Annotated in this window: 27 protein-coding genes; 10 read left to right on the forward strand and 17 right to left on the reverse strand. The window is 59.7% G+C overall.

What is annotated here, in order from left to right:
- Positions 1 to 159: 159 nt before the first annotated feature.
- Both pepN and ACZ5RI_RS01430 read left to right on the forward strand, forming a co-directional pair.
- Positions 160 to 2769 (forward strand): aminopeptidase N, encoded by a 2610-nt coding sequence (gene pepN / locus ACZ5RI_RS01425; protein WP_464514333.1) that lies wholly within the window; start codon positions 160 to 162, stop codon positions 2767 to 2769.
- Positions 2770 to 2931: 162 nt separating this feature from the next.
- A complete protein-coding gene (locus ACZ5RI_RS01430) occupies positions 2932 to 4476 on the forward strand; it encodes a sensor histidine kinase (RefSeq protein WP_464514334.1) in 1545 nt (514 codons plus the stop codon).
- Between the two features lie 10 nt (positions 4477 to 4486).
- Here the strand turns inward: ACZ5RI_RS01430 and ACZ5RI_RS01435 are convergent, their stop codons facing one another.
- The 3 genes from ACZ5RI_RS01435 to ACZ5RI_RS01445 are packed head-to-tail and all read right to left on the reverse strand — an operon-like array spanning position 4487 to position 6061.
- Positions 4487 to 5128 carry a periplasmic heavy metal sensor gene (locus ACZ5RI_RS01435; protein WP_464514335.1) on the reverse strand — a complete coding sequence of 214 codons (642 nt, stop codon included), beginning with the start codon at positions 5126 to 5128 and terminating at the stop codon, positions 4487 to 4489.
- Positions 5128 to 5508 carry a hypothetical protein gene (locus tag ACZ5RI_RS01440; RefSeq protein WP_464514336.1) on the reverse strand — a complete coding sequence of 127 codons (381 nt, stop codon included), beginning with the start codon at positions 5506 to 5508 and terminating at the stop codon, positions 5128 to 5130. Before ACZ5RI_RS01440 ends, ACZ5RI_RS01435 begins: the two co-directional genes overlap by 1 nt.
- Before the next feature lies 1 nt (position 5509).
- On the reverse strand, positions 5510 to 6061 hold the full coding sequence (locus ACZ5RI_RS01445; RefSeq protein WP_464514337.1) for an RNA polymerase sigma factor: 552 nt from the start codon (positions 6059 to 6061) through the stop codon (positions 5510 to 5512).
- A 142-nt stretch (positions 6062 to 6203) separates the two neighbouring features.
- Between ACZ5RI_RS01445 and ACZ5RI_RS01450 the strand changes: the two genes are divergently transcribed.
- Together ACZ5RI_RS01450 and ACZ5RI_RS01455 are read left to right on the forward strand one after the other, a co-directional pair.
- Positions 6204 to 7265: a quinone-dependent dihydroorotate dehydrogenase gene (locus ACZ5RI_RS01450; RefSeq protein WP_464514338.1), complete on the forward strand. Its 1062-nt coding sequence runs from the start codon at positions 6204 to 6206 to the stop codon at positions 7263 to 7265.
- Positions 7266 to 7420: 155 nt separating this feature from the next.
- The gene (locus tag ACZ5RI_RS01455; RefSeq protein WP_464514339.1) at positions 7421 to 8650 is read left to right on the forward strand and encodes a porin; all 1230 of its coding nucleotides are present in this window, start codon (positions 7421 to 7423) and stop codon (positions 8648 to 8650) included.
- On the opposite strand, the gene ACZ5RI_RS01460 is transcribed toward ACZ5RI_RS01455, so the two are convergent.
- The 9 genes from ACZ5RI_RS01460 to flgB form a co-directional block, all read right to left on the reverse strand.
- Complete coding sequence (locus ACZ5RI_RS01460) at positions 8647 to 9747, reverse strand: PepSY-associated TM helix domain-containing protein (protein ID WP_464514340.1); 1101 nt, start codon at positions 9745 to 9747, stop codon at positions 8647 to 8649. The two genes, ACZ5RI_RS01455 and ACZ5RI_RS01460, sit on opposite strands and share 4 nt — an antisense overlap.
- A 47-nt stretch (positions 9748 to 9794) precedes the next feature.
- Complete coding sequence (locus ACZ5RI_RS01465; RefSeq protein WP_464514341.1) at positions 9795 to 11861, reverse strand: TonB-dependent siderophore receptor; 2067 nt, start codon at positions 11859 to 11861, stop codon at positions 9795 to 9797.
- Positions 11862 to 12007: 146 nt separating this feature from the next.
- Positions 12008 to 14152 (reverse strand): ATP-binding protein, encoded by a 2145-nt coding sequence (locus ACZ5RI_RS01470; protein WP_464514342.1) that lies wholly within the window; start codon positions 14150 to 14152, stop codon positions 12008 to 12010.
- A gap of 153 nt (positions 14153 to 14305) precedes the next feature.
- Positions 14306 to 15385, reverse strand: a complete 1080-nt coding sequence (flhB, locus tag ACZ5RI_RS01475) for a flagellar biosynthesis protein FlhB (protein ID WP_464514343.1) — start codon at positions 15383 to 15385, stop codon at positions 14306 to 14308.
- A gap of 14 nt (positions 15386 to 15399) precedes the next feature.
- Positions 15400 to 16176: a flagellar biosynthetic protein FliR gene (gene fliR / locus ACZ5RI_RS01480; RefSeq protein WP_464514344.1), complete on the reverse strand. Its 777-nt coding sequence runs from the start codon at positions 16174 to 16176 to the stop codon at positions 15400 to 15402.
- 91 nt (positions 16177 to 16267) lie between these two features.
- Positions 16268 to 16531: a flagellar biosynthesis protein FliQ gene (gene fliQ, locus ACZ5RI_RS01485; protein ID WP_464514345.1), complete on the reverse strand. Its 264-nt coding sequence runs from the start codon at positions 16529 to 16531 to the stop codon at positions 16268 to 16270.
- Between the two features lie 9 nt (positions 16532 to 16540).
- A complete protein-coding gene (fliE, locus tag ACZ5RI_RS01490) occupies positions 16541 to 16870 on the reverse strand; it encodes a flagellar hook-basal body complex protein FliE (RefSeq protein WP_464514346.1) in 330 nt (109 codons plus the stop codon).
- 22 nt (positions 16871 to 16892) lie between these two features.
- On the reverse strand, positions 16893 to 17303 hold the full coding sequence (flgC, locus tag ACZ5RI_RS01495) for a flagellar basal body rod protein FlgC (RefSeq protein WP_464514347.1): 411 nt from the start codon (positions 17301 to 17303) through the stop codon (positions 16893 to 16895).
- Between the two features lie 47 nt (positions 17304 to 17350).
- The gene (gene flgB, locus ACZ5RI_RS01500; RefSeq protein WP_464514348.1) at positions 17351 to 17764 is read right to left on the reverse strand and encodes a flagellar basal body rod protein FlgB; all 414 of its coding nucleotides are present in this window, start codon (positions 17762 to 17764) and stop codon (positions 17351 to 17353) included.
- Between the two features lie 231 nt (positions 17765 to 17995).
- On the opposite strand from flgB, the gene ACZ5RI_RS01505 reads away from it, so the two are divergent.
- From ACZ5RI_RS01505 to ACZ5RI_RS01520, 4 genes are all read left to right on the forward strand, one after another.
- Positions 17996 to 18493, forward strand: coding sequence for a FliO/MopB family protein (locus tag ACZ5RI_RS01505; protein ID WP_464514349.1), 498 nt, complete (start codon positions 17996 to 17998; stop codon positions 18491 to 18493).
- A complete protein-coding gene (gene fliP, locus ACZ5RI_RS01510; RefSeq protein WP_464514350.1) occupies positions 18490 to 19260 on the forward strand; it encodes a flagellar type III secretion system pore protein FliP in 771 nt (256 codons plus the stop codon). The genes ACZ5RI_RS01505 and fliP overlap by 4 nt, the downstream gene beginning before the upstream one ends.
- Before the next feature lie 64 nt (positions 19261 to 19324).
- The gene (dmeF, locus tag ACZ5RI_RS01515) at positions 19325 to 20326 is read left to right on the forward strand and encodes a CDF family Co(II)/Ni(II) efflux transporter DmeF (protein ID WP_464514351.1); all 1002 of its coding nucleotides are present in this window, start codon (positions 19325 to 19327) and stop codon (positions 20324 to 20326) included.
- Positions 20327 to 20472: 146 nt separating this feature from the next.
- The gene (locus ACZ5RI_RS01520) at positions 20473 to 21534 is read left to right on the forward strand and encodes a hypothetical protein (RefSeq protein WP_464514352.1); all 1062 of its coding nucleotides are present in this window, start codon (positions 20473 to 20475) and stop codon (positions 21532 to 21534) included.
- Positions 21535 to 21674: 140 nt separating this feature from the next.
- On the opposite strand, the gene rpsU is transcribed toward ACZ5RI_RS01520, so the two are convergent.
- The gene (gene rpsU / locus ACZ5RI_RS01525; RefSeq protein ID WP_464514353.1) at positions 21675 to 21887 is read right to left on the reverse strand and encodes a 30S ribosomal protein S21; all 213 of its coding nucleotides are present in this window, start codon (positions 21885 to 21887) and stop codon (positions 21675 to 21677) included.
- A gap of 236 nt (positions 21888 to 22123) precedes the next feature.
- On the opposite strand from rpsU, the gene def reads away from it, so the two are divergent.
- On the forward strand, positions 22124 to 22678 hold the full coding sequence (def, locus tag ACZ5RI_RS01530) for a peptide deformylase (RefSeq protein WP_464514354.1): 555 nt from the start codon (positions 22124 to 22126) through the stop codon (positions 22676 to 22678).
- A 37-nt stretch (positions 22679 to 22715) separates the two neighbouring features.
- On the opposite strand, the gene ACZ5RI_RS01535 is transcribed toward def, so the two are convergent.
- Both ACZ5RI_RS01535 and ACZ5RI_RS01540 read right to left on the reverse strand, forming a co-directional pair.
- Positions 22716 to 23015, reverse strand: coding sequence for a winged helix-turn-helix domain-containing protein (locus tag ACZ5RI_RS01535; RefSeq protein WP_464514355.1), 300 nt, complete (start codon positions 23013 to 23015; stop codon positions 22716 to 22718).
- Positions 23012 to 23563 (reverse strand): hypothetical protein, encoded by a 552-nt coding sequence (locus tag ACZ5RI_RS01540; protein ID WP_464514356.1) that lies wholly within the window; start codon positions 23561 to 23563, stop codon positions 23012 to 23014. Before ACZ5RI_RS01540 ends, ACZ5RI_RS01535 begins: the two co-directional genes overlap by 4 nt.
- A gap of 118 nt (positions 23564 to 23681) precedes the next feature.
- Between ACZ5RI_RS01540 and ACZ5RI_RS01545 the strand changes: the two genes are divergently transcribed.
- Positions 23682 to 24008, forward strand: coding sequence for a phosphoribosyl-ATP diphosphatase (locus ACZ5RI_RS01545; protein ID WP_464515521.1), 327 nt, complete (start codon positions 23682 to 23684; stop codon positions 24006 to 24008).
- A 47-nt stretch (positions 24009 to 24055) separates the two neighbouring features.
- On the opposite strand, the gene ACZ5RI_RS01550 is transcribed toward ACZ5RI_RS01545, so the two are convergent.
- Both ACZ5RI_RS01550 and lnt read right to left on the reverse strand, forming a co-directional pair.
- A complete protein-coding gene (locus ACZ5RI_RS01550) occupies positions 24056 to 24478 on the reverse strand; it encodes a helix-turn-helix domain-containing protein (RefSeq protein ID WP_464514357.1) in 423 nt (140 codons plus the stop codon).
- A 95-nt stretch (positions 24479 to 24573) separates the two neighbouring features.
- Positions 24574 to 26106, reverse strand: coding sequence for an apolipoprotein N-acyltransferase (gene lnt, locus ACZ5RI_RS01555; RefSeq protein WP_464514358.1), 1533 nt, complete (start codon positions 26104 to 26106; stop codon positions 24574 to 24576).
- Between the last annotated feature and the right edge of the window lie 28 nt (positions 26107 to 26134).

Raw genomic sequence — 26134 nt, forward strand, 5'->3', positions numbered from 1 at the left:
CTCATTGAAATACCGCCATTGCAGAGGCGAAGAAACGTCTCGCGCAAACCGGCCGGGACATGTCACGCTATTTTTCGTAAAAATATTTCGCGTTTTTTTTTACGCGCCAGCCGGGCTATACCCCTTAAAGCCCGCCCATTTGTGCATCAAAGGATTGCCATGACCGAACCGCAAGCCACCCATTTGAAAGATTACCGCGCACCCGCGTACCGTGTTTCGGAAATCGCGCTCGATTTTGTGCTCGACCCACACGCCACGCGCGTGACCGCCACCACCAAGATGGTGCGTGAAGGGCCCGAAGTTCCGCTGAAGCTGGATGGTGAGCGCTTAAAGCTAATCGAGGTGGCGATTGATGGCCGCGCATTACCCCAGAATGAATATGAGGTCAGCGCCGACAGCCTGATTATCTTCCGCCCCCCGGCGGATTTCACCCTGAAAATCGTCACCGAGATCGCCCCGGCGGACAATACCGAGCTGCAAGGACTGTATCAGTCCAAGGGATTATTCTGCACACAGAACGAAGCCGAAGGCTTCCGCCGCATTACCTATTACCTCGACCGGCCCGATGTGCTGGCGGTGTATACCACCCGCATCGAAGCGCCCAAGGCGAGCTGCCCGGTGCTGCTGTCAAACGGCAATCTGATTGAATCCGGCGAGCTCTCGGGCGACCGGCATTTTGCCGTGTGGCACGATCCGTTCAAGAAACCCTGCTATCTGTTCGCCCTGGTGGCGGGCGATCTTGGCCATATCGAAGACAGCTTCACCACGGTGTCGGGGCGCAAGGTTGCGCTGAAGATTTTTGTCGAGCATGGCAACGAGAAAAAAGCCGAATGGGCGATGGTCTCGCTGAAAAACGCCATGGCCTGGGATGAAAAAACCTATGGCCGCGAATATGACCTCGACATTTTCATGATTGTTGCGGTGTCGGCCTTCAATTTCGGCGCCATGGAAAACAAGGGCCTCAACATCTTTAACGATAAGGTGCTTCTGGCCAGTGCCGATACCGCCAGCGATGGCGATTATGCCCATATCGAAAGTGTGGTTGCCCACGAATATTTCCACAACTGGACCGGCGACCGCATCACCTGCCGTGACTGGTTCCAGCTTTCGCTCAAAGAAGGCCTGACCGTCTTCCGCGATCAGAATTTTTCGGCCGACATGCGCTCGCGCCCGGTGCAACGCATCGAGGATGTGCGCACCTTACGCCTGACGCAATTTCGCGAAGATGCCGGACCGCTGGCCCACCCGGTGCAGCCCTCCAGCTACATCACCATCGATAATTTCTACACCGCCACGATTTATGAAAAGGGTGCCGAGATCATCGGCATGCTGAAAACGCTGGTCGGGCCCGAAGGCTATCGCAAAGCCACCGATCTGTATTTCGCCCGCCACGATGGTCAGGCGGTGACGGTGGAAGAATGGGTCAAATGCTTTGAAGATGCCTGTGGACGCGACCTGAAACAGTTCCGTCTGTGGTACCATCAGGCCGGCACCCCCGTGGTCGAAGCCGAAGGCCACTATAACCCGGCGAAGAAAACCTACACACTGCACCTCAAGCAATCGCTCGCCGCCACACCGGGGCAACCTAAAAAGCTGCCGATGCACATTCCGGTGCGCCTTGGCCTGATCGGTGCGACCAGCGGCAAGGCATTACCGCTTAGCCTCGACGGTGAAAATGCCACCGGCCCGGACGAGCGCGTGATCGAGCTGACCAAACCTGAAGAGCATTTTGTCTTCACCGGGGTAGAGCAGGCCCCGTTGTTGTCGCTGGGTCGCGGGTTCTCGGCGCCGTGCCATTTCATCCAGCATCAGACGGATGCCGAACGGGCCCGCCTGATGGCCGCCGACAGCGATTCCTTCAACCGCTGGGAAGCCGGGCAGGCTCTGGCGCGCAGTGCCATGAACGCCCTGATCGCCGACAAGCCCGCCGATCAGGCTTATATCGGCGCCATTGGCACGGTGCTCGACCATGCCACCGAAGACATGGCCTTTGCAGCCCACATGCTGGCGCTGCCGCTGGAAAGCGAAATCGCCCAAAGCATGAATGAAATCGACCCCGATGCGATTCATGCCGCCCGTGTCGGTTTGATCCGCATTCTGGCCGACGCCTATCAGGATAAATTCGCCGCTCTGTACGACGCCTGCCGCGAAACCGGCCCTTACAGCCCCGATGCGGCCTCCAGCGGACGGCGTGCCTTAAAGAATACCGCGCTGCGCTTTTTAACCGCCGCCGATGACGACGCGGCGGCCGAACTGGCCTTTGCCCAATACAATGAAGCGGGCAACATGACCGATATGATGGCGGCGCTGGCGGCATTGTCGCGCATGGCATCGGCGCGCTGCGACGAGGCTTTCGGCCATTTCTACGAACGATTCAAAAATGAGCCCCTGGTGCTCGACAAATGGATGGGCCTGCAGGCCGGATCGCCGCGCGCCGATACGGTGGCCAAGGTCCGCGCCCTGATGCAGCATACGGCCTTCGACATCAAAAACCCCAACCGGGTGCGCGCGCTGATCGGTGCTTTTTCGGTCAATCAGTTGCGCTTCCACAGCATCGACGGCACGGGCTATGCCCTTGTCGGCGAGGTGGTGCGCCATGTCGATACACTGAACGCCATGGTTTCGGCCCGCATGGCCGGGGCGTTCGAAACCTGGCGGCGCTTTGCCCCGGATCGTCAGAAAATGATGCGGCACGAGCTGAAGGCCATGCTCGATACGGCGGGGATTTCGTCCAACCTTTATGAAGTTGTCTCCAAAATGCTGGGCTGAACCAGGCCTTTTGCTGCGCTTACCAAAATCCCGGTCCGCAAGGGCCGGGATTTTATTTTGGCCCCTATTTGTAAAACCCTGCATTTGCAGTGACATGAGTTCCCGCTCGCGCATAATCGTCTAAGTTGCGAATCAGTCCGGCAGATAGCCAGCAGGAACGGCATGAGCGAGACGGCAGGGCGGTTCTATCGGCAGCTTGGCGCGGCCATCGGTCAAAAGATTGGACCAAAGATCGGGCCCGGAATTTTGCGGGCGGCCGGTTTACCCAATCGCCGGGCGCGCCAGCTGGTCATCGGCTGCATCGGGCTGATTTCCGTCAGCTTCGCGCTGGCCGCCGGATTACTGCTCTATTTCGAACAACAGCACGCCTTTCAGCAGGCTGAAGATGCCGACATTGCCCAGGCCCAGATTCTGCTCGCCACGGCGCAAGGCAATCTCGATCGCGTCGCCGCCCTTGGTCTGATGTTCGCTAATGGCGGACTGGCCGAAGAAGCGGTGGCCGCTTTGCCCGGCATCCGCGGCATCGCCGTGGCCGACAGTGCGGGTAACAGCTTGCGCCAGAGCGGCGAAGCCCTCGACAGTCTGGCGCTGGCCTCGCTGTTACGCAAGAACCGGCTGGTGATCGGCACCGGCAATCGCGGTCTGATCGTCTTTCGTGATGGCGACCGGTTGGTGGCGGTGTCGTTCGAGCCATCCACGCTGGCCCCGCCCGCCCTGCTCGCCCAGGCCGAGCTGATCAGTACCGCCGGGGTCAGTCTGGCTGGCCACCACCCCGACGCGGCCACCGCCCGGCGCGGCATCCTGCTGACCGGGCAGCACTGGCCGATTACACTGCATTACGAAGTGGACCCGACCGTGACCGGCGACTGGTACCGGCTATTACCGCTACATCTGTTTCTGGTGCTGGGGCCGCTTCTGGTCGGCGGCTGGCTGATGCTGGTGTTCTGGCGCGCCATCGACTGGCGGGCCAAAGCGGCCCGTCTGGTGCGCGCCTTGCGCCACAGCCCGCCCAAAGAATCCAAGCTGCGCATGCGTCTGGCGCTGGCCGAACGCCATGCCGCCGAACGCATTCAGGATCGCAGTCTGTTATATGCCAATCTGGCGCGCGATCTGTGCACCCCACTGAATGCGGTTTGCGGCTTTGCCGAAATGATCGCCCGTGAAATCCCCGGCCCGGTCGAGAACCCCAAATATGGCGAATATGCCCGCTATATCGACAGCGCCGGCCGCCTGATCAAAAGGCGCCTTGATGCCGTGGGGGAACTGGCCACCATCGACGCCGGCCGCATACCGCTTGCCATCGAAACCTGCGAAGCCAGTCAGCTGGTCGGGGCAACATTGCGCGCCCAGTCGGGCCGGGCCTACGCCAGACGGATTAAGCTGGAACTGGCCCCGCCGATCCCGGTTGAAGTCTATATTGATGTTGAGATAGCCGAGCGCATTTTAGAAATGCTGCTCGGCGCAGCGATGGCGCGCACCGCACCGGGCGGCAATATCCATGTCCGGATTGGCGAGGAACCGGGTGCCGCCATCGTCACCATCACCGATCCGGGCAAATTACCCAACCGGACCGCCCGATCCGGCGCGCGCCCCAGTATCGACGAAACCATTGCCATGGAGCTGGCCCGGATGATGGGCGGCGCCCTGAAATTCGCTCCCCAGCCCGGCAAGGGCACAATGGTGGAGCTGCGCCTGCCCAAAGCATAAGAAACCCGGCTTATTGATCCGGCAGCGGCGCGGCACGATGTGGGCGATTTTGCCCGCCCCCCCCCATGCCGTTACCCATACCACCACCCATGCCGGGGCCATGCCCATCGCCGGGACCATGTTCACTTTCGTTCTGTGCCTTGGCCACAGCGCGGCGTTCCTCGGGTGACAGCAGCCCGACGGATTCGTTGACGATACGCAGCACCTCGGCTTCCAGCGCGCCATCGGCCAGCCGCACCCGATCCAGCGCCGCCGCGAAACGTTCTGAGGAATAACCATCACTGGCCATCAGATCGGATGCCGCCTGACGGGCCTTGAAAGACTCCTGACGCAACGCCTGCATCTTTTGGCGGTGGGCATCCATCAGGTGGCGGATGGCATCGCGTTTTTCCGGGGCCAGACTGGCCAGAACATGCGGATTAAGTGGCCCATGGCCCAAACCAAAACCTTTGGCATTGCCATGGTGCATCGGCCCGCCAGCAGGCCCGTCGATCAGTCGGGACAGTGGCAGCGAGGCCGCCGACCAGCGCCACAGCAAGGTGCCCGCCGCCGCCAGCATCAGCAGATTCAGACACAGCGACAGGATGATAAGGACGCGCCACCCCCGGCTTAATCCCGCAGACGGCGGTTGGGACAGAAAAGGTGAGGGCATTAAATATCTCCCGCCAGGTCGAGGGCCGGCGTGGCCTCGGTCAGTTGCTGCAGCGAACTGCTGTCCGTGGCCGTGCTGCCCGACTGTACACTGGGCAGCAAACCCAGCCCCAGACCGCAGATCAGCGCCAGCGCCAGCGCAAAGCCCGGCTGCCACAGCGGCGCCCCCGGCCAGATGGTTTCGGCCAGTCGCTGAGACCAGGACGGGCGCGGTGCAAAGGTGGCATCAAAATCGGCAAGGATGCGGGCGGACAGATCGGCCGGCAGATCGGGCGGCAGATCGGGCGGCTTTCGGTTTTGTGATCGCAGCCCATCGGCAGCGCTACACTCCTGTACGATCCGGTCGACAAAGGCACGATCACTGAGTTCTTTTTCGGCCATGTTACCCTTCCTTCCAGTCCGCCAGACGGTCTCGTAACGTCCGTCGGCCGCGCGACAGCAGCGACTCTATAGCTTCAACGCTGATGCCCATCACTTCCGCCGCTTCGATATTGCCCATTTCTTGCCAGTGACACAGTAAAAGTGCGGCTTTCTGCCGTTCGGGCAATTTTTCCAGCGCGGCTTGCACGGCCCGGCCCCGCTCGTCAGCCAGAAGCTGCGCACAGGCCCCGGGGGCGGTATCAGGCATTTCGGCCGCCGCTTCCAGCGGGGCGGTAGTACGCCGCCGCAACCGGTCATAGCATTGGTTAAGCACCACCCGGTAGAGCCAGGTTTCCACTTTGGCCCGCCCGGGCTGCCAGCGCCCGGCATATTGCCAAAGCCGCAAAAAAGCATCCTGCACAGCATCTTCGGCTTCGGCCGCGCCACGAGATGCCAGCATGCGGCGGGCCAGCGACAACATCTTGGGCAGATGACGCGCCATCAGGCACGCCGCAGCGGCCCGTTCGCCCCGAGCGGCGTGCAGGATCAGTTCATCATCGGGATCAAGCGGCACGCGGCTGTCCATTTTGGTTATACGGTTTGAGGGGGCAGTCTCCGTCGCAGCCCGTTTGCCCACAAGCGAAAAATCTTTCCATCCGGTGCCCGCGGAGAAAACGGCTTGCCACAGTGCCCGCCGACGGGCACAAAAGACAGCCATGATAAACCCGATGGATCTTGCGGTGGCGGCCCTGCGCCTGCTGCCCGCCGAAACCGCCCATAACGCAACCGTAGAGCTGTCCGCGGCCTTCGGCCCCCTGGTGCCGCGCGCGCGAAAAGATGACCCGGTGCTGGCGATAACCGCGCTGGGTTTAAACTTTACCAACCCCATTGGCATGGCCGCCGGTTTTGACAAGAACGCCGTCGCATATCCGGCGATGTTCCGGCTGGGCTTTGGCTTCGTCGAATGCGGCACGGTGACCCCGCGCCCGCAACCGGGCAACCCCAAACCGCGCATGTATCGCCTGCCGGAAGACGGGGCCATCATCAACCGCATGGGCTTTAATAATCGCGGCATGGAATTCGCTGCCACCCATCTGGCTAAACGTAAAGTCGGCCCCAAAGCCGGGGCTGGCGTGCTCGGCATCAATATCGGTGCCAACAAGAACAGCGATGACCGCATCGCCGATTACCGGCTGACCTATGATAGGTTGGCCCCGCTGGCAGATTATGTGGCGGTGAATATCTCGTCGCCCAACACACCCGGCCTGCGTAAGCTGCAAGGGCGCGAGGCGCTGCACCGGCTGTTGTCTGAACTGGCCGAGGCCCGCGGTGGTGACAAAAAGCCGATCCTGCTTAAGATCGCCCCGGATATCGATGGCCACGAGATGGACGATATCGCCGCCGAGGTTCTGGCCGCCGGACTGGACGGCATCATTGTCACCAACACCACACTGGCGCGGCCGGACTTAAAAAATTCCCATGCCAGAGAGGAAGGCGGGCTGTCGGGCAAACCCCTGCTGGCCCCTTCGAACGCCATTCTGGCTGGCATGCGCGCCCGCGTCGGAGCCGGGCTGGTTCTGGTCGGGGTTGGTGGTGTGTCCTCGGGCACCGATGCCTATGCCAAGATCCGCGCTGGGGCGAGCTTGGTCGAGGTCTATACCGCGCTGGTGTTCGGCGGCATCGGTTTGCTCAGCAGCATCAAGCGCGATCTGGCCGCGGCTTTGAAGCGGGACGGCTTTGCCACGGTTGCCGATGCGGTCGGCGTTGACGCAAAATAATCCACAGCCGTTGAGGCTTTTGTAAAGTACCCCCCTTAGGATGCCCGGGCTGCGACCGTGGCGTAATCACGCAGCATGCACGTTGCGGTTCAATATGAGATTGACACGCAACATCACTCGTATTTGATAAACCTATCCTTAAAACAGGTGTGGTTATGCACTTTACAGTTTTGCGGTTACGTCACGATCACTGGATATACGCTGCGGGGCTCGGTCTGGCCGCGCTGGCATCGTCTGCCTGTGCCGGAGAGATTTCTCCGCTGCAGATTGGCGACGGGGCGACGGTGTTTACCGTTGGCGGTTCAGCCTATGCCACCGCGGCGGCAGCCTTTCAGCCCAGCGCCCGCGACCTGGATGCCGATAGCGTCAGCGCCGCCGCCCTGCTGACGACACGGCTGGTCGAACAACTCGGCGATGGGGAGCGGGTGAGCGTTTCGGGCTATTTTTATCTCTATCACGACCGCTACAGCGCCGATAATTACGACAGCGATCTGGTGCAGAAGCTCTATGGCACCTGGGTCAGTTCCTATGGCCGGTTACAGATTGGCATGGCCGACGGTGCCGCCTATGCTCTGGGGCTGACCGGCCCGGTGGTGGATAGCGAGGTTTCGCCTGAAAGCCATAACGCCACCTTTTTTCCAGACCCCGCCAACCACCATGTCATGGTCGACCATTATGCCTTTAACAGTACGGTAGAGACCTCGTTCAACTATGCCAAAATCGTCTATTACACCCCTGACTGGCAGGGCTTTCACCTGGGGCTGTCTTATGCCCCGAGTGAAGGCAAATGGGTGATCCCCTTCGTCGATTACGGCAGCCGCCACAGCGGGCGGCAGAGCAACATCTGGGAAGTTGGCGGGGCTTATCAGACCATGATCGGCCCGGTGCAGGCGAATTTTTCTGGCGGGGCCGGGTTTTCACATGTTGATAAAGCCGAAAAAGAACCCGGTCAGGCCGGCCTGACCGACTGGGCGCTGGGGGCGGAATTTGCCCTGCCGCTTGGGCTGCAGGATACGCTTGGCTTTGGCGGGGCCTATCACGTCAGCAATGCTTTTGGCTTCTGCATCACCGATGTGCGCAAAAATGGCCAAACCGATTCCGCCCATGCCAGCATCAAATACGATCACGGCCCCTGGTCACTGGATGCTGAGTATAGCGACGGCACAGCCAAGGGCGGCAACCCGATGCAAGACATCGGGGTACGCGCCTATGCCAGTTCGCTCGGCTATCGCGTCAACAGCAACTGGATGCTGAGCCTTGGCTGGCAGGAAATGCGCTATAAAGCCAACGAGGATTTTTATAACGGTTCACCCCGCATCCATATGGACGCGATATTCCTGCATCTGCATTTTGATGTTGTGCAGCCGGTGCTAAGCCCGCCTTAAACTGCGTGCTTCCGTTTCTTGCGCTTTTTCAGCCAGAGGATCACGCCGGTGACCGACAGCATGGCGACCACCAGCCCCATCAGCGAAATTGCGATCCGGCCAGCCAGCCCGAAGATACGGCCCGAATGCATCGGGTATTGCAGTGCCAGAAAGCGGTCGCCGCGGGAACCGGTATCGGGGCGATCATCGCTCACCACCGCACCATCATAGGCATCGAGGTAGAGCGTCGAATAGCCCAGCCCGTCTTCGCCCGCGCGGTCCGGCCGGGCATAGAGCACGCCATAGGTCCCGCCATACTGCATGATCTGATGCACCGTGGCGGCACGATGCTGGCGGGCAAATTGCTGACGCGCCAGATCGGCGGCACGGTTAAAACCAATCAGATTCTGGCCCGGCCGCACCGGGTGCTGGACCATCACACCACCGAAGCCAGGTTTTAAAGGCGAAAACACCGCAACAATCGGCCGAAAAACCTGTTGCGGCAGATTAAGCGCCACACTGGACGACGCAATAATGAGTAAAAGCGCCCACAGCCACAGCCCGCTGACCCGGTGCAGATCGACGGTGAAGCGATAGGAGCTGGCCCCGCGTTTAAAGACCCAGGCTTTTTTCCATTGCTTCCAGGAAAACACCCCCGGCGGCAGGGTGCGCAAAAACGCCGTGAAGCAATCGAGCGTCCACAGCATGGCAATGCCGCCCATCAGATACAGGCCCCACAAACCGGGCAGGCCAAGGCTGTAGTGAAATTTATAGAGAAACGGAATCAGCCGTTCACGTGTGAAGCAGCATTGCCCCCACGACCGCACGCCGAGGAAGCGGCCAGTTACCGGATCGAAAAAGGCTTCGTCGAAATTGCTGCGACCATCGCGCGGCATCAGCCGCAGCATGGCGCTTTGCCCCGGCTCCACCGAGACCGGAACAATCAATGCTTTGGCTCCCGGCAGCGCCTGATTGAGCCGCTGCACCAGCGCGTCGGGTGACAGCACCGGCCCCCGGCTTGCCGTGGTAAACAAGCCGGGGTTCAGGGCACTGTCGATTTCTGCATTGAAGGCAATGATGCTGCCCGTCAGCCCCGCCAGAAAAAGAAACGTCGCCATGGTCAGGCCGGCGTAGCGGTGCAAACGGGCAAGCAACAGATGCATGGTCAGAGGGCAACTTTCAGATCAACGGTGAAGCTGCGCGGGAATCCGGGCTGCACATAGGTACTGCTATACGAACCGGCATAATAGCGTTCGTTAAACAGGTTTTTCACCGAGAACTGAATTTCGCCCGGGCCATAGCTGTAGGCGATCTGCGTGTTGACCAGCGTATAGTCGGGCAGGCGGAAGGTATTGGGCAGATCGCCCGCCTCACTCGAATAATGATAGACGCCGCCTGCGACCGACAGGCCTTTAACGATGCCGTCGAAGGCATAGCGCGTCCACAGACCAATGCTGTTCTTCGGCACATTGCTGAGCTGATCGCCGGTCGGATAGGTCGTATCGCTGATCACCACGGCATCGGTATAGGCATAGGTCAGAATGGCCTGCCAGTTGGTGGTCATCTGGAAACGGCTGTCGAATTCAAAACCACGACTACGCTGTTTGCCGCTCTGCTTATAATAGCTCGGGTGATCTTCGTCCGAGGTCGAAACGTTGTTGCGTGTCAGATAGTACAACGAGGCGGTCAGGTCGATCTGGCCATCGAGCAGGCTGGATTTCAGACCTGTTTCCCACTGACGACCAACTTCGGGTTTAAGCAGCTCGCCGGTGTATTTCGTTCCGCTCTGCGGCAGGAAGGATTCACTGTAGCTGGCAAACAGCACATTCTGCGGCAGCACGGCATAGGTCAGCCCCAGACGCGGCGTGAAAGCGACATCGGTCTGTTTGGAGGAGGTGCCGGTCTGTGCATCATCCCAGCGCAAGGATCCGGTCAGGCTCCATTTGCCATAGGTGATATGGTCCTGCATATAGGCGCCCAGATCGTGCGAGGCATCCTTGCTGCCCGAACGGGTGGCATAGTCCGGCGTAGCAAGACCCGCAGTCTGATTATAGAGATCCAGCACATAATAGGAATCGGCATCGCTGTAATCGATCTGGCGCGAATGCGAATGGGTGTGGCTGATATAGTAATCCGAGCCGATCAGAATCTGATGCTTGAGGGGGCCGGTATTGAAAATGGCCGAGACCGAGGTATCGGTCGTCAGCATCGAGCCATAGCTGTCGTAATCATAGGGATAAAGCGAGAGATACCGCCCGTCAGACGACAGTGACGAGGTGTAATATACGTTATCCCAGTTCTGGTCGTTGATCGTATAACGCAGGCGCTGATTAAAGCTGAATACATTGTTGAAGCTGTGGGAAAACTGATAGCCCAGCTCGGTACGGTTGGTCTTGGACTGGTTGGAATCCCCCAGCGGTGACGTGTTGGTCTTGATCGAATAGGTGCCGTAATCTGATGCCGTAATCGTGCCTTCTGCGGTCAGCGGCATCGCCATATTCATCTTGTCGTGCTGATACGACGCCAGCAAGGTCAGCGTGGTGCTGTCATCAATATTCCAGGTCGCCGACGGGGCCAGATAGAGCCGGTTATTGCCGGTCGAACGATCAACAAAGCTGCCTTCGTGACGCTTGAGCGCGACCATGCGCACCGCCAGATCATCGGAAACTGGCAGATTGCCATCAAAGGTAAAGTCATAGCTGTCGTAAGAACCGAACGAGCCGCCGATATTCAGGAAGGCCTTGTCGGTCGGACGCTTGCTGACGAAGTTGACCAGACCGCCCAGTGCGCCCTGACCATACATGGCCGAAGCCGGGCCTTTGACGACCTGAATCTGCTCGAGCCCGAACATCTCGGCATTAACATCGACATAGCTGTCCAGCCGCATACCATCGAGATAGATGTAACCGGACGCATCAAAGCCACGGATACGGAAATAGTCGTAGGAGGAATAATACCCCCCGCCCATCACACCAGCGACATTGCGCAAGGCTTCGTCAAGGCGGGTGACACCCTGCGCTTCCAGCAGATCAGACGATATAATCTGGATGTTCTGAGGCGTTTCGATCAGCGGTGTCTGCCCCTTGACGTCGAGCTCGAACGCCTGACCGGTCACCGTCACCGTTTCGATGACACCTTTAGAACTATCGGCGGCCGCTGCGGCATTTGCCCCAGCCCCGGCCATAACGAAACCAGCAGTCCCCAATAAAAGCCATTTCGTAAACGCTCGCACGGATCATCCCTCGAATAGATTGTGAACCCTGCGACTAATATTGATAGTCATTATCGTCATCAAGGGCGGTTGCGACGGATTATGCGACACATTCGCAACAGTTGCGCATTAAGATGCGCGTAACCCAGCCCATAGGAAGGGGAATTCTAGCTCTGGCTGTGTTGCGAGAGAACTTCCTTGACCTTGGCCGCCAGTTGCTTGAGGCCAAAGGGCTTGGGCAGGAAGTGCAGATCCTCGGCCCGCTCCTCGTTACGCTGGAAGGCGTCCTCGGCATAGCCGGACATGAAAATCACCGGCATATCAGGGCGAATGCGTTTGACCGCCCGCACCAAGGTGGGCCCATCCATATTGGGCATCACCACATCGGTAATCAGCAGATGGATCGGCGCGGTCGCTTTGCGTACGATTTCAAGGGCTTCTTCACCACCGGGGGCTTCCAGCACCTGATAGCCGCGCATACGAAGGGCCCGCACCGCGAAGCTGCGCACAGCTTCCTCATCCTCGACCAGTAAAATGGTATCCTGACCGGTGACATCGCGGGTTGCCACCGCTGCGGGTTCGTTCTTCTCCGGCGCAGCCTGATCGGGGCGGTAGCGCGGCAGGAAAATGCTGAAATTCGTCCCCCTGCCGGTCTCGGATTCGACCGAGATGAAGCCGCCGGTCTGTTTGACGATGCCATAGACCGTCGCCAGCCCCAGACCGGTCCCCTGACCCACCGGTTTGGTGGTGAAAAAGGGATCGAAAATCTTGGCCATATGGTCTTTTTCGATGCCGGTGCCGGTATCGATCACGCCAATACGGACATACTCGCCCGGCGGCATGGTGGCGTCGCCCATCGCCATCGCCTCGGCAATGGTTTCGTTGCCGCTGCGAATGGTGACCGTACCGCCCTTGGGCATGGCATCGCGGGCATTGACCACCAGATTGATGATGGCATTGGAGATCTGCGCCTCGTCAGCATGGACCGCCCACAGATCATTTGCCGATTCCAGCTTAAGCTCGATCCCTTCGCGTAAGAGCCGGCGCAACATGATCGCCAGTTCGCCCACCACCTCACGCAGCGCCAGCACCTTGGGCTGCAAGGTCTGCTTGCGCGAGAAGGCCAACAATTGCTTGACCAGATTGGCGGCGCGTAAGGCGTGCTGATTGATCTCGTTAATCTCTTTGAACGAGGGGTCGCCCGCCCGGTGGCGCATCAGCAGGAATTCGCAGTTACCAATAATAACGGTCAGGTGGTTGTTAAAGTCGTGGGCCACGCCACCGGCAAGCTGACCAACCGCCTGCATCTTCTGCGACTGGGCAAATTTGGATTCCAGCGCCCGCTGTTCCGACACGTCGTGCAGATACAGAATAACCCGGCCGCCGCCACCGGCGCAGGCAAACAGCTCGGCTTTACGTTCATCATTGCCTGCCGGGCGCAGCTCGACCCGGCCATCGTCACCCGGCTCTGCCAGCGGGCCGCCTGCCTGCCCCTGCGCCGCCTGACCGATCAGGGCCAGAACCGCAGGCCGATCCGCAATTTCGATCAGCTCGCCAACCAGGCGGCCAACCAGAGTATCCGCCACCGCATTGGACAGCCCCGCCGAGCGGAAAAAGCTTTTGAAGGCGTCATTCACTTCGATGAGCTTACCACTGGCCTCGGCCAGCGCGACCCCGATCGGGGCATCCCGAAACAGCTCGCCCACCCGTTCGCGGGGGTTGGGGGGCTGCCCCGCGGCGGCATTGTGCGATTCCGGGGCCAGCCGGGGGGTAAACCACCAACAGGTTTGCCGCCGCTGTAGCGGACGCACCGCCGCGATGATTTCCATGCCCGGCGCCACCGCAAAACATTCCTCGCGGGCCTGACCATCGACCGCACTGCGGGACAGCCGGTACAGCACTGCGGCCGAATTTTCATCGCTTAAGGCCAGTTCGGGCGGGGCCGGGGCCTCGCCTTCCTGGGTGCCGGCCATGCGCCGGTAAATCTCGTTGCAGTCCCGCACCGCGCCATCAGAACCCGTGATAGCCCAGGCGACATTGGAGCGCGCCGCCGCCTCCGCCGCCCGGCGGGCATCGGCACCACGGGCCGTATCGCGCGGCCAGATCGTGTAGAAAAACAGGCAGCCAACCAGCGCGATGCCGGTCAGCAGCGCCACGCCGACCCATTGCACCGTCTGCGGAGAAAGCACCGCCAGCACGCCCGCCACCAAAGCCAACCCGACGAACGCCACCGCCACCCAGCGCCATGCGCCGGATGGTAAGCCACCTTGGGGTAAGCCGGAAACGCTGTCCATGCTATCCTGTGTCGTCATGCCGAATTTCAGTCTATCTGAAAAAGCTAACAAGCCGTACCGTTTTCTCGCGTAAGGCGATAGTTAAGCCTGCCATTTTAATACGGAAAACACCTATCGGGGCCTGATGGCCGCCGTTTACGGCAAGGCGCCCCCAAACGCGCAAACCGCCGCCTAATTCGGACGCAACTTACCCGTCAGACGCAGGACATAACCGATGACCTGGGCCACCGCCTTGTAATGCTCGGCGGGAATGGTGGCATCGACCTCAACACTGGCATAGAGCGCCCGGGCCAGCGGCGGGTTTTCAACGATGGGAACCTCATGTTCCTTGGCGACATCGCGGATGCGGAAGGCAATCGCATCGACGCCCTTGGCAACGCAGATCGGCGCGGCGGTCTTGCCCTGCTCATACAGCAGCGCCACGGCATAATGGGTCGGGTTGGTGATAACCACGGTCGCTTTGGGCACCGCCGCCATCATGCGTTTGCGTGAGCGTTCAATGCGCAACTGACGGATTTTGCCTTTGATCTTGGGATCGCCTTCCGTCTCCTTCATTTCGTCCTTGATTTCCTGCTTGGACATGCGGTTGCGCTTCATGAACTCGTGACGCTGCAGCGCATAGTCAATCGCCGCGATGAGGGCGATGGCCGCCAGCGCCGCGATCATCAGGTGGATGAACATATGCGACATGTCATCGGCCACCGCCGCCGGTGACTGGGTCAGCACCGCCTCCAGCCCATTGCGCTGGGGCCACAGCTGAATCCAGATCGCCAGACCAACGACGGCGATTTTCAACAGGCCCTTGAGCAGATTGGAAATGCCATCAATGCCGAACATCCGCTTGAAGCCGTTGACCAGCGACAGCTTGGACAGGTTGGGCATGATCCGGCTCGGGGTGAAGCTCGGCATGCCCTGCACCACATTACCCGCCACCCCGAACACCATCAGCAGCACAAAAAAAGGCCCGAAAATCGCGAGCAACTGCCCGAGCAGCGTCTTGAACATCAGGATCAGCGCATTGCCATCGGTGGCCATGCGGTCGGGTTCGGCCAGAAAAATTTTCAGGTTGTTGATAAAGCCAATGACGATACCGCGGCCGAAAACGCTGACCGCAATCGTGGCACCCACCAGCAGGATCAGCGTCTGCAGCTCGACGCTTTTAATCTGGTCGCCTTGCTCATGCGCCTGTTGCAGCCTTCGGGCTGTTGGTTCTTCGGTTTGTTGTGAGGGATCGCGATCTTCGCCTGCCATGTCCTGTTATGCCGCTATTGCAGCATCCCCATCTGGCTGGAGAAAAAATCGAGATACAGCGTGATCATGGTGCCGAGGAATAACGCAAGCAGAGAAAACCCGATCAGCACATTGATCGGCATAACGACGAAGAAAATCTGTAATTGCGGCATCAGGCGCGACAGCACGCCAAAGGCCAGATTGACCACGAAACCAAACACCAGAAATGGCCCAGCCAGCTGAAAGCCCAGCACGAAAGCCGCACTGGTAAAACGGATCGCCAGTTCGGCCATATCGGCGGTGGGCAGCTCTCCGCCCGGCGGAATGATGTGGTAGCTGCCGCTGATCGCCCCGATCAGCAGATAGTGCAAATTGGTGGCGAACACCGCCACCAGCCCGATCATACTCAGGAAATTGCCCAGCACCGCGCCCTGATCGTTAGATGAAGACGAACTGGGATCGACGGTCTGCGCCATCGACAGACCGATCTGGTTGGCGATGAGATAGCCGCCTACCGACAGCGCGCTGGTAATCATGCGGGCCATGGTGCCGAGCAGCACACCGACGACCATCTCCTGCACCAGCAGAATGATCAATGCGACTAAGCTGAGCGGATTGGTATTGGGATAGGCGCTGGCAACCGACGGCGCCATCACGATGGTCAGACCAAGGGCAAAGATCAGCCGCACCCGCGCCGGCACACTGCTTTCGCCAACGCCGGGCATCAGCATGACCATGCCGCCAACGCGCGCAAAAACCAGAAAATAAACGAGAAAAATTCCCGTCAGATTGGGCAGGGTGACATGCATCATTTTACGTCTGTCCCGCCATCCTCCAGCGTTTCACCGGGGTCCCACCGGCCCTGGCCGCCCATCCATCCGCCACCATAAGGGCGGACGAAACCTAATAGGCCGAGATCCGCTCGGCGACATCGTTCATGAACCCGCCCATGACATGGCCGACAAAGGGCAGGGTGATCAGCAACACCACAAAGATCGCAATGATCTTGGGCACGAACACCAGGGTGGCTTCCTGAATCTGGGTCAGGGCCTGCAACAGGCCGATCACCAGACCAACCGCCAGAGCTGTCAGCATGGCCGGCATAGAGATTTCCAGCAGCACATAAATCGCACTGCGCGCGAAATCGATGGTTTCACCCGGTCCCATAACGCCCCTTTAGATCGACATGCTCATGATGGTCTGATAGGCGGAAATCACCTTATCACGCACCGCCACCACGGTATTGAGGGAAAGCTCGGCCGCATTGACGGCGGTGACCACATCAATCAGCTCGGCTTTACCGGCGACCTGTTTGGCCGCCATGTTTTCACCCTGCTTGATGGTGGAGATGCTGTCCTTAACCGCACTCGACAGAAAATCGGAAAAGTTTCCCGCCCCTAGCGCATTGCTGCCCGTGCTGCTGGCAGCACTGGCAGACGATGCGGGCGTCGCCATTTGCGCAGCGGCACGATAGGCAGCAGCAGCAGCAGCAGGTAGAACGGCCATAATATATCCCCCCTAGCTGCGCTTATTTGGTGAGCAGATTGATGGTCTGCGACTGCATATTCTTCGTCACATCCATAACGCTGAGGCCCGCTTCATAGGAGCGCTGGGCGTCCTTCATATCCATGATTTCGACCAGGCTCTGCACGTTTGGCTGTTTGACATAGCCCTGCTGGTCGGCAATCGGGTTGCCGGGGTCATATTTGAGCGGGAACGGTGTCTGATCGGCCACCGGCTTATCCGACTTGACCACACTGACACCCAGTTCCTTGTCGAACGCGCTCTTCATCGCCGGGATCTGACGGCGATAGGGATCGCCGCCCGGTGTGGTCGCGGTGGAATTGGCATTGGCGATGTTTTCCGCCAGCGTCTTCATGCGGTCAGACTGGGCCCGCAGACCGGACGCCGAAACCGCCATGGTGGTGGTGAAATCCATCTTACACTCTCTCCGTTACCTGTTCGCCCACATTCAATCGGAAAAAATCAGCTGCTGCTCTTGATCGCGGTCTTCATCATCGTGATCGCCTTGGCATAGAGATCGCTGGCGGCCTGATATTGCGCCTGGGTATCGGAGACCTTGATCATCTCCTCCTCCAGCGAAACCGAATTGCCTAAGGGATCGGTTTCCTTTTCCCGGACCTTGAATTGCTTGGCCGCGGGCGTGTGATGCTGTGACGGAATGTGCATCGCATTGGTCACGGCCATTGAGACGCCGTTACCGACCGGGGCACTGGCCGTACGCAACTCTTTCTCGAAGTCGATCGGCTTCAGATCGCTAGGCGTGTATTTCGGGGTATCCGCATTGGCCACATTCTGTGACAGCACGCCCTGACGCTGGCCGAGCCAGCCCATGCGCTGCTTCAACATCGAAAAAAGCGGAACGTCAGTCATATCCATGGCGAAAACTCGCTTAACCCCATCCTATGGATGATGCCCCCCAATAGCCGTGCCATGCTGCGCGATAACAATTAAGCCTGACTTAACAAACTAGGAAAAATCTTCCCAGTGAAATTTTGCCTAATAAAAATTGCCCACCGGCAACAACTACCCGGTATACCTACCCCGCTTTAACGCCGGATTAAACATGACGGCCTTTGATAGGGACGGGGATTCTTACACCGATACACAATGGACGTAATCGATCTGTGGCGTTATTTTGGCGCATTACTGCTGGTGGTGGGGTTAATCGGCTTTGCCGCCTATGGCGCAAAGCGATTCGGCCTGCCCGGGCTGGTTAAGCCTGCCGGTGTGCGCCGCCTGCGTATTGTGGAAACCGTCATCGTCTCGGCGCGCCAACGGGTCTGCCTGATCCGCCGCGACAATGTGGAGCATCTGGTGCTGATCGGCCCGGAAGGGACCAGTGTGATCGAGAGCAACATCCCCGCACCGCCAGATGTGCCAGTAGATCCAGCGCCCGCATCCCCGGCACAGACCGATGCGCCGACAGGACCGGATGTGCAGGGCCAGCAGCTTAAGGCCCCGTCACTTCAGGGCGCGCCCCTGAGCGCCCTTTTTGCCGCCATCACGGCCCGAACCCTACAAAAGATTCAGCAAAACATCGCCATGTATCTGCACAAAACGCCACCGAACGCCCCGCCGCCACAGGATGGGGGGCCAACGGTATGAAGGGTCGGCGCATCGCCCGCTGGGCGGGTCTGGTTGCACTGGCAGGGCTGATCTGCAGCGGTGCGGCCCTTGCCGCACCGGCGGCAAACAGCGGCCTATCGATCGATTTTTCCGGCGGCGGACTGTTCACCGACCGCATGATGCAGATCATCGCGCTGATCACGATTTTAAGCGTGGCGCCGTCGATCCTCATCATGATGACCAGTTTCGTGCGCATCGTGGTGGTGCTGTCGATCCTGCGCACCGCGCTGGGCACGTCGACCACCCCGCCCAACACGGTGCTGATCAGCCTGTCGCTGTTTCTGACGCTGTTCGTGATGACGCCGACCTTTAACGACGCCTATAGTGCCGGCATCAAGCCCTTGATGGCCAATCAGATTTCGACCGAGGAGGCGCTTAGCCGCTCGGAAGTGCCGATGAAGCAGTTCATGCTCAAGCATGTGCGCAAGGCTGACCTGAAACTGTTCGTCGATATGTCGGGCGAAAAGGACAAGGCGCCGCAGGACATCAAAATCACCACGCTGGCCCCGGCCTTTATGATTTCCGAGCTCAAGCGGGCCTTTGAAATTGGCTTTCTGATTTATGTGCCCTTCCTCATCATCGATATGGCGGTGGCCTCGATCCTGATGAGTATGGGTATGATGATGCTGCCCCCGATCATCATTTCTGTCCCGTTCAAGTTGATTTTCTTTGTGCTGGTGGATGGCTGGCGGCTGATTGCCGGCTCGCTGGTCGAAAGCTATATGCACGGCCCGCCCCCGGGCTGAGCGGGAGGATTGCTGTGACGACAAAACGCTCGCCAAGGCGGCTCTTGCGAGTTATTTTCAGATCATGACTGAGCCCACCTCCCATGATCACGACCGCTATACCCACGGACACCATTTCCTTGGCCAGGATCACGGTCAGGCAGAAAAACGCGCCGCACTGGTCACCGCACTGACGGTCGTCTTCATGGTGGTGGAGATCACCACCGGGCTCATATACGGCTCGATGGCCCTGCTGGCTGACGGCGTTCACATGCTGACCCACGCAGGGGCGCTGGGCCTTGCTGCGCTCGCCTATGCGCTGGCCCGCCGCTACAATGGTGCGGGCTATTTCTCGTTCGGATCGGGCAAGTTTGGCGATCTGTCGGCCTTTGCCAGTGCCATCGTGCTGGGCATTCTGGGGCTTGGCGTGGCGGCCGAATCACTGTGGCGTTTCATCACCCCGCAACAGGTTGCCTATGGCGAGGCCCTGTTCATCGCGGTGATCGGCCTTCTGATCAACATCATCAGTGCCGCGTTGCTGCACACACCGCACAGCCACGGCCATAGCCACAGTCATAGCCATGGCCACAGTCATGACCATGATGATGACCACCATCATGACCACGATCATAGCCACGCCACCGACAATAATATGCGGGCCGCCTATATTCATGTCGTGACCGACGCACTGACCAGTGTGCTGGCCATCGCCGCACTGCTGGCGGGCTATTTCTTCCAGATTGCCTGGGCCGATGCGCTGGCCGGTCTGGTCGGTGCGGTGATGATTGGGCTGTGGTCGATTGGCCTGATGCGCGACAGCGCCAAAGTGCTGCTGGATGTGGAAGACGACCCCGCTCTGGCCCACAACATCAAAGAATGGCTTAACCGCAGCTTCGCCGTCACCATCAATGATTTTCACCTCTGGCGGCTGGGGCCGGGCCATCGTGGCCTGATCCTGTCGCTCATCGCGGCCAGCCCGCTGGATGCGGACGAGATCAAACACCAGCTGACCCTGCGCTATCCCGGCTTGAGCCACATCACGATCGAGACCGAGGTCTGCCCGGATTGCGCCTGCCACGAAGTCTGAGCCTGAGGCGCAGGCTTCGCGTTTGCACCAACCTGCGGCAGATGTGGCGGTAGCAAGACAAAGCGATACATTTTTCCCGTTTGTGGGCAAACCAAGCCGACAGCTCTGCGCTTTTATGAGCGATGCAATCCGTCCACGGATCATCGATGCGTATCGCTTCGGACCACAGCCATACTGGGGACAAAAGTAGCGGGCCCGCCCCAACGTCTCCGCTACCCACACCACGGTCACGGGTCACAATAGAACAGGCCGCCATTCTCGCCCGCCATAATCAGGATAACTTTGTCTGCGCCTCGACGGCCGATTTCACCTGTGGCCCGCACCGGTCTGCCACAGCGGATCAATACCCAAAGGCCTTGCCCTACTGCCTCGATATTCCGGCCCGCAAGATCGTCTATCTGGGCGGGCTTGATGCCCGCACCGCCCGTACGGCCCCGTTTTATTATCTCTATGCCCGACGCAGCGCCGCACAGGCCCAGTTCCGCCCCTGGCACCACCAACCGATGGCTGTGGCCCCGCTGTTTCTGTTCTCGGCGGGACGCTGCGGCAGCACCTTGCTGTGTCAGATGCTGAATGCGGCGGGGATGGCCGCGGTTTCAGAGCCGGATTTTTATACCCAGTTCACCGCCAGTATGTTGTTTGATACCGACCCCAAAGGCCTTTACGCCGCGATTGGCCCCACCTTGCAGCATATGACCGCCGACCTTGCCACCACACTGGCAGACGGCGGCAAACTGGTGATCAAACTCCGCTCGGATGTCTCCATGGCGGTGCGTCCGCTGATGGCGCTGTTTCCCGAAGCCCGCAAAAGTCTCTTTCTGTATCGCGACTTTCCCGGCTGGGCCAGATCGACCTTACGCAGCTTTCCCTGCAAACCGACTCAGCTGATTAGTCAGTATTTACAGGGCCTCAGCTGCCTGTCTTTCCTGAAAGAACGCAGCCAGTGCCACCTGATCCGGTACGAGGCGCTGATCCGCGATCCGGCTGCGGTGATGAACCAGCTGTCGGACTTTTTTGAAACACCCTTGGATAGTGGCCGCGCCATTGCCGCCATGGCCGGCGACGCCCAGGCCGGCACGCCGCTGGCCCGCGGTCTGCAATATGATCCGCCGGATTTTGAGGCACGCTTAAGCCGTGCGCTGGCGCTGTGGCAAAACCCGATTCACCAGTCCATGATCGCCGGGCTGTTACCGCCGAACGATCCGTGAGGTCCCTTGCCCGGTAGCGGAACACCGCACGGCAAAGCACAAACACGAAAGGCCGCCCTGTAACAGGCGGCCCTTATTTTCCGTCATCCACCGCGCCGTCATTCCTGCCGATGGCAGAGAGGCGCAAACCGATACGGAAATTATTTCGGCAGCAAGCCTTCGCGCTGCAGACGCTTGCGCTGCAGTTTGCGGTAGCGACGGATCGCCTCGGCCCGCTCGCGCGCATGCTTCTCACTCGGCTTCTCGTAGTGACCCCGGAGCTTCATTTCGCGGAAGATGCCTTCGCGCTGCATCTTCTTCTTCAGCGCCTTCAGCGCCTGGTCGATATTATTGTCGCGAACTATGATCTGCAAAGGGCCAACTCCTTCGGTTCCGGCTGGACGGTTTTTACTAATGTGGGGCGGCTAAATATCAGAAGGCAGGCGCGCTGTCCACACAGATGGGCCAAAGTTTTGCTTTTACCCCTGAGAAAATAAGCATTTTTACGCATTGCGACCACTTAGGCACGCATCTGGTTCCCAAATACCGTGCTTATGGCTATGCTGGCAGCACGCCGAGCCACTTAAGCATTCACGATGAGTCTCTCGCTATGATTGGGAAAATCGCCCGGATGGGCCACCCCGCGCTGTGGCAGCCTGCCGCCGCCATCACCGATCCGACTGCGGCCGCCATTCACCGCCTGGCAGCCGATATGATTGAGACCCTAACCGATGCCGAAGGCGCCGGGCTGGCCGCCCCGCAGGTGCTTGTGCCTGTCCGCATGGTGATTTTCGCCGCCCCGGCCGACCGCAACACCGAGCCGGGCGTGCAGACAGCCGCCGACCCACGCGCCTGCGCACCGCTGACGGCGCTGATTAACCCTGAAATCACCGTGCTGGACGATACCCCCGAAGGGCTGTGGGAGGGCTGCCTGTCGCTACCGGGCTTACGTGGCTATGTCGAACGGCCCCGGCACATCAGCTATCGCGGCTTAAGCCTGACCGGCGAGGTGATCGAGCGCGAGGCCACCGGCTTTCATGCCCGCGTGGTGCAACATGAATGCGACCATCTCGACGGCATTCTCTACCCTCAGCGCATGACCGATATGAAGAAATTCCTTTACGAGTCGGAATTAAAGCATTGGCCCAACGGCGTGCCGTTGTGAAGTAAAACACCCGCCGCAAGGTGGGTGTTTTTAAGATTCAGACGCCCGGATCGATAAGGCCGCGTAAGAAAACGATATAGTCCTCAAACGCCCGCCGCCCCTTGTGCACCAGCGCAATGCGGGTCCGCGGACGCTTGCCGACAAAATCCTTGGTCACGGCCACATAGCCTGCCGCTTCCAGCGTACCGATATGGGCGCCCAGATTACCCTCGGTTGCTCCCACGATTGACTTGAGGCGCACGAACTCAATGGCCTCGCCATCGGGCAGGGCGCGCAAAGCCGACATGATTTTGAGCCGCACCGGCTGGTGAATAAGACCGTCGGGTTGTTCCATCATACTTTGCGCATCCACAGCCCGCCCAGGATCAGACCACCGCCACCCACCAGTGCCATCCACAGCAGGAAATACGGTGCCAGCAGGAAATAGCCCCCCAAGGTCAGCAGGTAAATCACCGCCCCAGTGACCGCGAGGCGAGGTTTTGTCCAAATACCAATACCGAAATAGACAAGACCAACAACAAAAGCCGGTAAAGCCGCCGCCTGCGGCCCCGTAACCGGTCCGATCAACGCATACAGCGTCACGAAAAAGATGCAGATGGCCCCGATCAGTCCCAGCATACGCCAGCCATACCCAGCGGGCTGCCGCACCCGGTTTTTCTGGCCAAGATAGGCCGACAGAAACCACGCTGGCAGGCACAGGCATGGCCAGATCAGATTGGCCGCATGCGGAAAGAAATATGTCGCGCCATATCCCAACACCCAGACAATGCCCCACAAAATGAGGTGTGGCGAGAAACACCGATAGCCATAGGCGCGGGCACTGCGCCGTTGCATGGCCTCGGCCTCCTTGAGGTGGCTGGCCGCTTCTGCAGGTGTAAGCGTCATCAGGATCTCCATTTCAGAACACTCTGTACGATAGAGCAATCTGTAATTATGCACAAGTGGGACTTTTGACCGACACCTAAAAGCGTTAAAGCTGTCGCCAGCCCCGTATCGGAGAATGATGTTGAGCCAGCACCCCATCGACCGCCTGTTTGCCACGATCGAAAGCCGCAAGGGCGCCTCGCCAGAGACGTCCTACACTGCCAAGCTGCTGCATAAGGGGGTAGCGCGCTGCGCCAAGAAGCTCGGCGAGGAGGGAGTCGAGGCCGCACTGGCGGCCGCCACCGGCGACCGGGCCGGCGTGGTCTCGGAATCGGCTGATGTGCTCTACCATCTGTTGGTGGTGTGGGCCGCAACCGGTGTAACGCCGGACGAGGTCTATGCCGCACTGCAGGCGCGCGAAAGCCAGACCGGGCTGGAAGAAAAAGCGGCCCGCCCGAAAGACTAACGGCTGAAGAAGGAATAAAGGCGCGGCAAAGCCTTAAGCCCCGACCGTTACGCCTGGGGCTGGTCTTTGGACTGTGCTTCTTCGGACAGCGATTTGACCAGATCGAGCACGCGCTTGCGCACCTTAGGATCTTTGATCCGCATATAGGCGAGCGAAAGCTGCAAGCCTTCGCCGCTGGAGACAAACTCCAGTACCGGCGGCGAATCGTTCTCCGCAAAACCCGGCGCTTCCGCCAGCTGATCAGCCACCCCTTCGTAGAAGTAGAAAACCGGCACACCCAGAATCCGCGAAATTTCGAACAGACGGCCCGCACCGATGCGGTTGACGCCTTTTTCGTATTTCTGGACCTGCTGGAAGGTTAACCCCAGAAGATCGCCAAGACGCTCCTGGCTCATACCGATCATCATCCGGCGCAAACGCAGTCGGTTACCTACTTGGGCGTCGATCGGGTTGGCTTGTTTTTTTGGCAAGGTTTTCTACACAAATACGAGGTGAACTCGAATTCAACATAGACGCTTCATTGGGGTGACGAAAAGATTGAATATCGAATTGCTCGACCAATGCGTCATTTTCTTCTGTAAAAAACGACCGTGATAAGTAAAAGGCAAAGCCATAAGCCCCAAAACCACGCGGAACCGAACAAAGCAAAGGGTGTCGGGGCCAGCGCGAGCGGCAACTTAGCGTCGAGTACACCACCAACATTCAACCCGAGCCGCGAAGTGATTCGCCCCGTCGGATCAATGACAGCGCTTATCCCGGTATTGGCGTCACGCACCACCGGCAGACCTTCTTCGATCGCCCGCATCTGCGCCACCAGAAGGTGCTGGCGCGGCCCGGCCCAGGGGCCGAACCAGGAATCGTCGGTGACATTGGCGATCCAGCCCGGGCGCACATCACCCACCACCGCGCCGGGGAAAAGGATCTCGTAGCAGATCAGCGGACCGACCGCCGGGACACCCGGCAGAGTAAAGGTTTGCGGCCCCGCCCCGCGGCCGAAGCTGCCACTGATACCGGTGAGCTTCTGCAAGCCCCACTGGTTCAGGGTTTCCTCGAACGGCAGATACTCGCCAAACGGCACCAGATGAGCCTTGTCATAGGCGGCCAGACGCCTGGCGCCGGCAAAGATCAGCAGGCTGTTATAATAGGTCGGTTTTGCGCCGCTTTCATCGGCCCGCACTGCGCCGGTCATCAGCATGCTGCCCCGGGCATTCAGATCGGCGATCCATTCCATCGCCAGACTGTCGGGATCGATCAGAAAGGGCGGCGCGGCTTCGGGCCACAACACAATGGTGGGCCGCGGCCCCGGCGCCATGCTGAGGCTGACCAGACGTTCCCAGTTACGTAAGATCAGATTGCGGCGATATTTCTCCGCCTGCGGAATATTGGGCTGTACCAGCCGCAAATTCACCCCTGCCACATTGGCCGGAGGGATCAGGCTTAAACGGATCGTTCCCCCGATGAAGAAGGCGGCAAACAGCCCGGCCAGCGCCACCGGCAGCTTCCAGCGCTTTTCTTCTGTCAGCAGCGCCAGCGCGCCGCCGAACAAGGCCGTCAGTAACGACAGGCCATAGGCCCCGAAAACCGCCGCACTTTGCATCACGCCAAGCGACGCCCCCCAGCCATAGGCCGCGATGTTCCAGGGAAAGCCGGTAAACAGATGGCCGCGCAACCACTCGCTCAAACCATAGGCCAGCGCGAACACCAGCACACGGCTAACACCCGCCCGCCAGAAACGGGCCGCGGCGGCCATGGGCAGCGCCACGAAGAGCGCGAGCCCGCCGGGAAACAGCAGCGCCACGAAAGGCAATTGCCAGGCGTGATCGGCGGCATCGACCATGAAGGCATAGCCGATCCAGTGCAGGCCAAGCAGAAACTGACCAAAGCCAAAGCCCCAGCCATAGAGCGCGGCATGGCGGATCGGGCGGGGGCCCGCCGCCGCCTGATCGATCAGCAGAACCAGAAACGCCAACCCCGCCAGAAGAAACGGAAAAAGCCCGAACGGGGCAAACCCCAGCGCCGACAGCAGCCCGGCGACAATGGCAAGGCCCAAACGCTGGCGATGCGAACGCCGCCCAAGCCAGAGGGGAAGCCGTGTCAAAGCATGCATGATGGGTGCTTTCGCTAGC

The organism is Micropepsis pineolensis (assembly GCF_055392125.1).

Coding starts and splice junctions, on each gene's coding strand:
- pepN (WP_464514333.1), top strand. CDS start 160: ATGACCGAACCGCAAGCCACCCATTTGAAAGATTACCGCGCACCCGCG.
- ACZ5RI_RS01430 (WP_464514334.1), top strand. CDS start 2,932: ATGAGCGAGACGGCAGGGCGGTTCTATCGGCAGCTTGGCGCGGCCATC.
- ACZ5RI_RS01435 (WP_464514335.1), bottom strand. CDS start 5,128: ATGCCCTCACCTTTTCTGTCCCAACCGCCGTCTGCGGGATTAAGCCGG.
- ACZ5RI_RS01440 (WP_464514336.1), bottom strand. CDS start 5,508: ATGGCCGAAAAAGAACTCAGTGATCGTGCCTTTGTCGACCGGATCGTA.
- ACZ5RI_RS01450 (WP_464514338.1), top strand. CDS start 6,204: ATGATAAACCCGATGGATCTTGCGGTGGCGGCCCTGCGCCTGCTGCCC.
- ACZ5RI_RS01455 (WP_464514339.1), top strand. CDS start 7,421: ATGCACTTTACAGTTTTGCGGTTACGTCACGATCACTGGATATACGCT.
- ACZ5RI_RS01460 (WP_464514340.1), bottom strand. CDS start 9,747: ATGGCGACGTTTCTTTTTCTGGCGGGGCTGACGGGCAGCATCATTGCC.
- ACZ5RI_RS01470 (WP_464514342.1), bottom strand. CDS start 14,152: ATGACGACACAGGATAGCATGGACAGCGTTTCCGGCTTACCCCAAGGT.
- flhB (WP_464514343.1), bottom strand. CDS start 15,385: ATGGCAGGCGAAGATCGCGATCCCTCACAACAAACCGAAGAACCAACA.
- fliR (WP_464514344.1), bottom strand. CDS start 16,176: ATGATGCATGTCACCCTGCCCAATCTGACGGGAATTTTTCTCGTTTAT.
- fliQ (WP_464514345.1), bottom strand. CDS start 16,531: ATGGGACCGGGTGAAACCATCGATTTCGCGCGCAGTGCGATTTATGTG.
- fliE (WP_464514346.1), bottom strand. CDS start 16,870: ATGGCCGTTCTACCTGCTGCTGCTGCTGCTGCCTATCGTGCCGCTGCG.
- flgC (WP_464514347.1), bottom strand. CDS start 17,303: ATGGATTTCACCACCACCATGGCGGTTTCGGCGTCCGGTCTGCGGGCC.
- flgB (WP_464514348.1), bottom strand. CDS start 17,764: ATGGATATGACTGACGTTCCGCTTTTTTCGATGTTGAAGCAGCGCATG.
- ACZ5RI_RS01505 (WP_464514349.1), top strand. CDS start 17,996: ATGGACGTAATCGATCTGTGGCGTTATTTTGGCGCATTACTGCTGGTG.
- fliP (WP_464514350.1), top strand. CDS start 18,490: ATGAAGGGTCGGCGCATCGCCCGCTGGGCGGGTCTGGTTGCACTGGCA.
- dmeF (WP_464514351.1), top strand. CDS start 19,325: ATGACTGAGCCCACCTCCCATGATCACGACCGCTATACCCACGGACAC.
- ACZ5RI_RS01520 (WP_464514352.1), top strand. CDS start 20,473: ATGCGTATCGCTTCGGACCACAGCCATACTGGGGACAAAAGTAGCGGG.
- def (WP_464514354.1), top strand. CDS start 22,124: ATGATTGGGAAAATCGCCCGGATGGGCCACCCCGCGCTGTGGCAGCCT.
- ACZ5RI_RS01535 (WP_464514355.1), bottom strand. CDS start 23,015: ATGATGGAACAACCCGACGGTCTTATTCACCAGCCGGTGCGGCTCAAA.
- ACZ5RI_RS01540 (WP_464514356.1), bottom strand. CDS start 23,563: ATGACGCTTACACCTGCAGAAGCGGCCAGCCACCTCAAGGAGGCCGAG.
- ACZ5RI_RS01545 (WP_464515521.1), top strand. CDS start 23,682: ATGTTGAGCCAGCACCCCATCGACCGCCTGTTTGCCACGATCGAAAGC.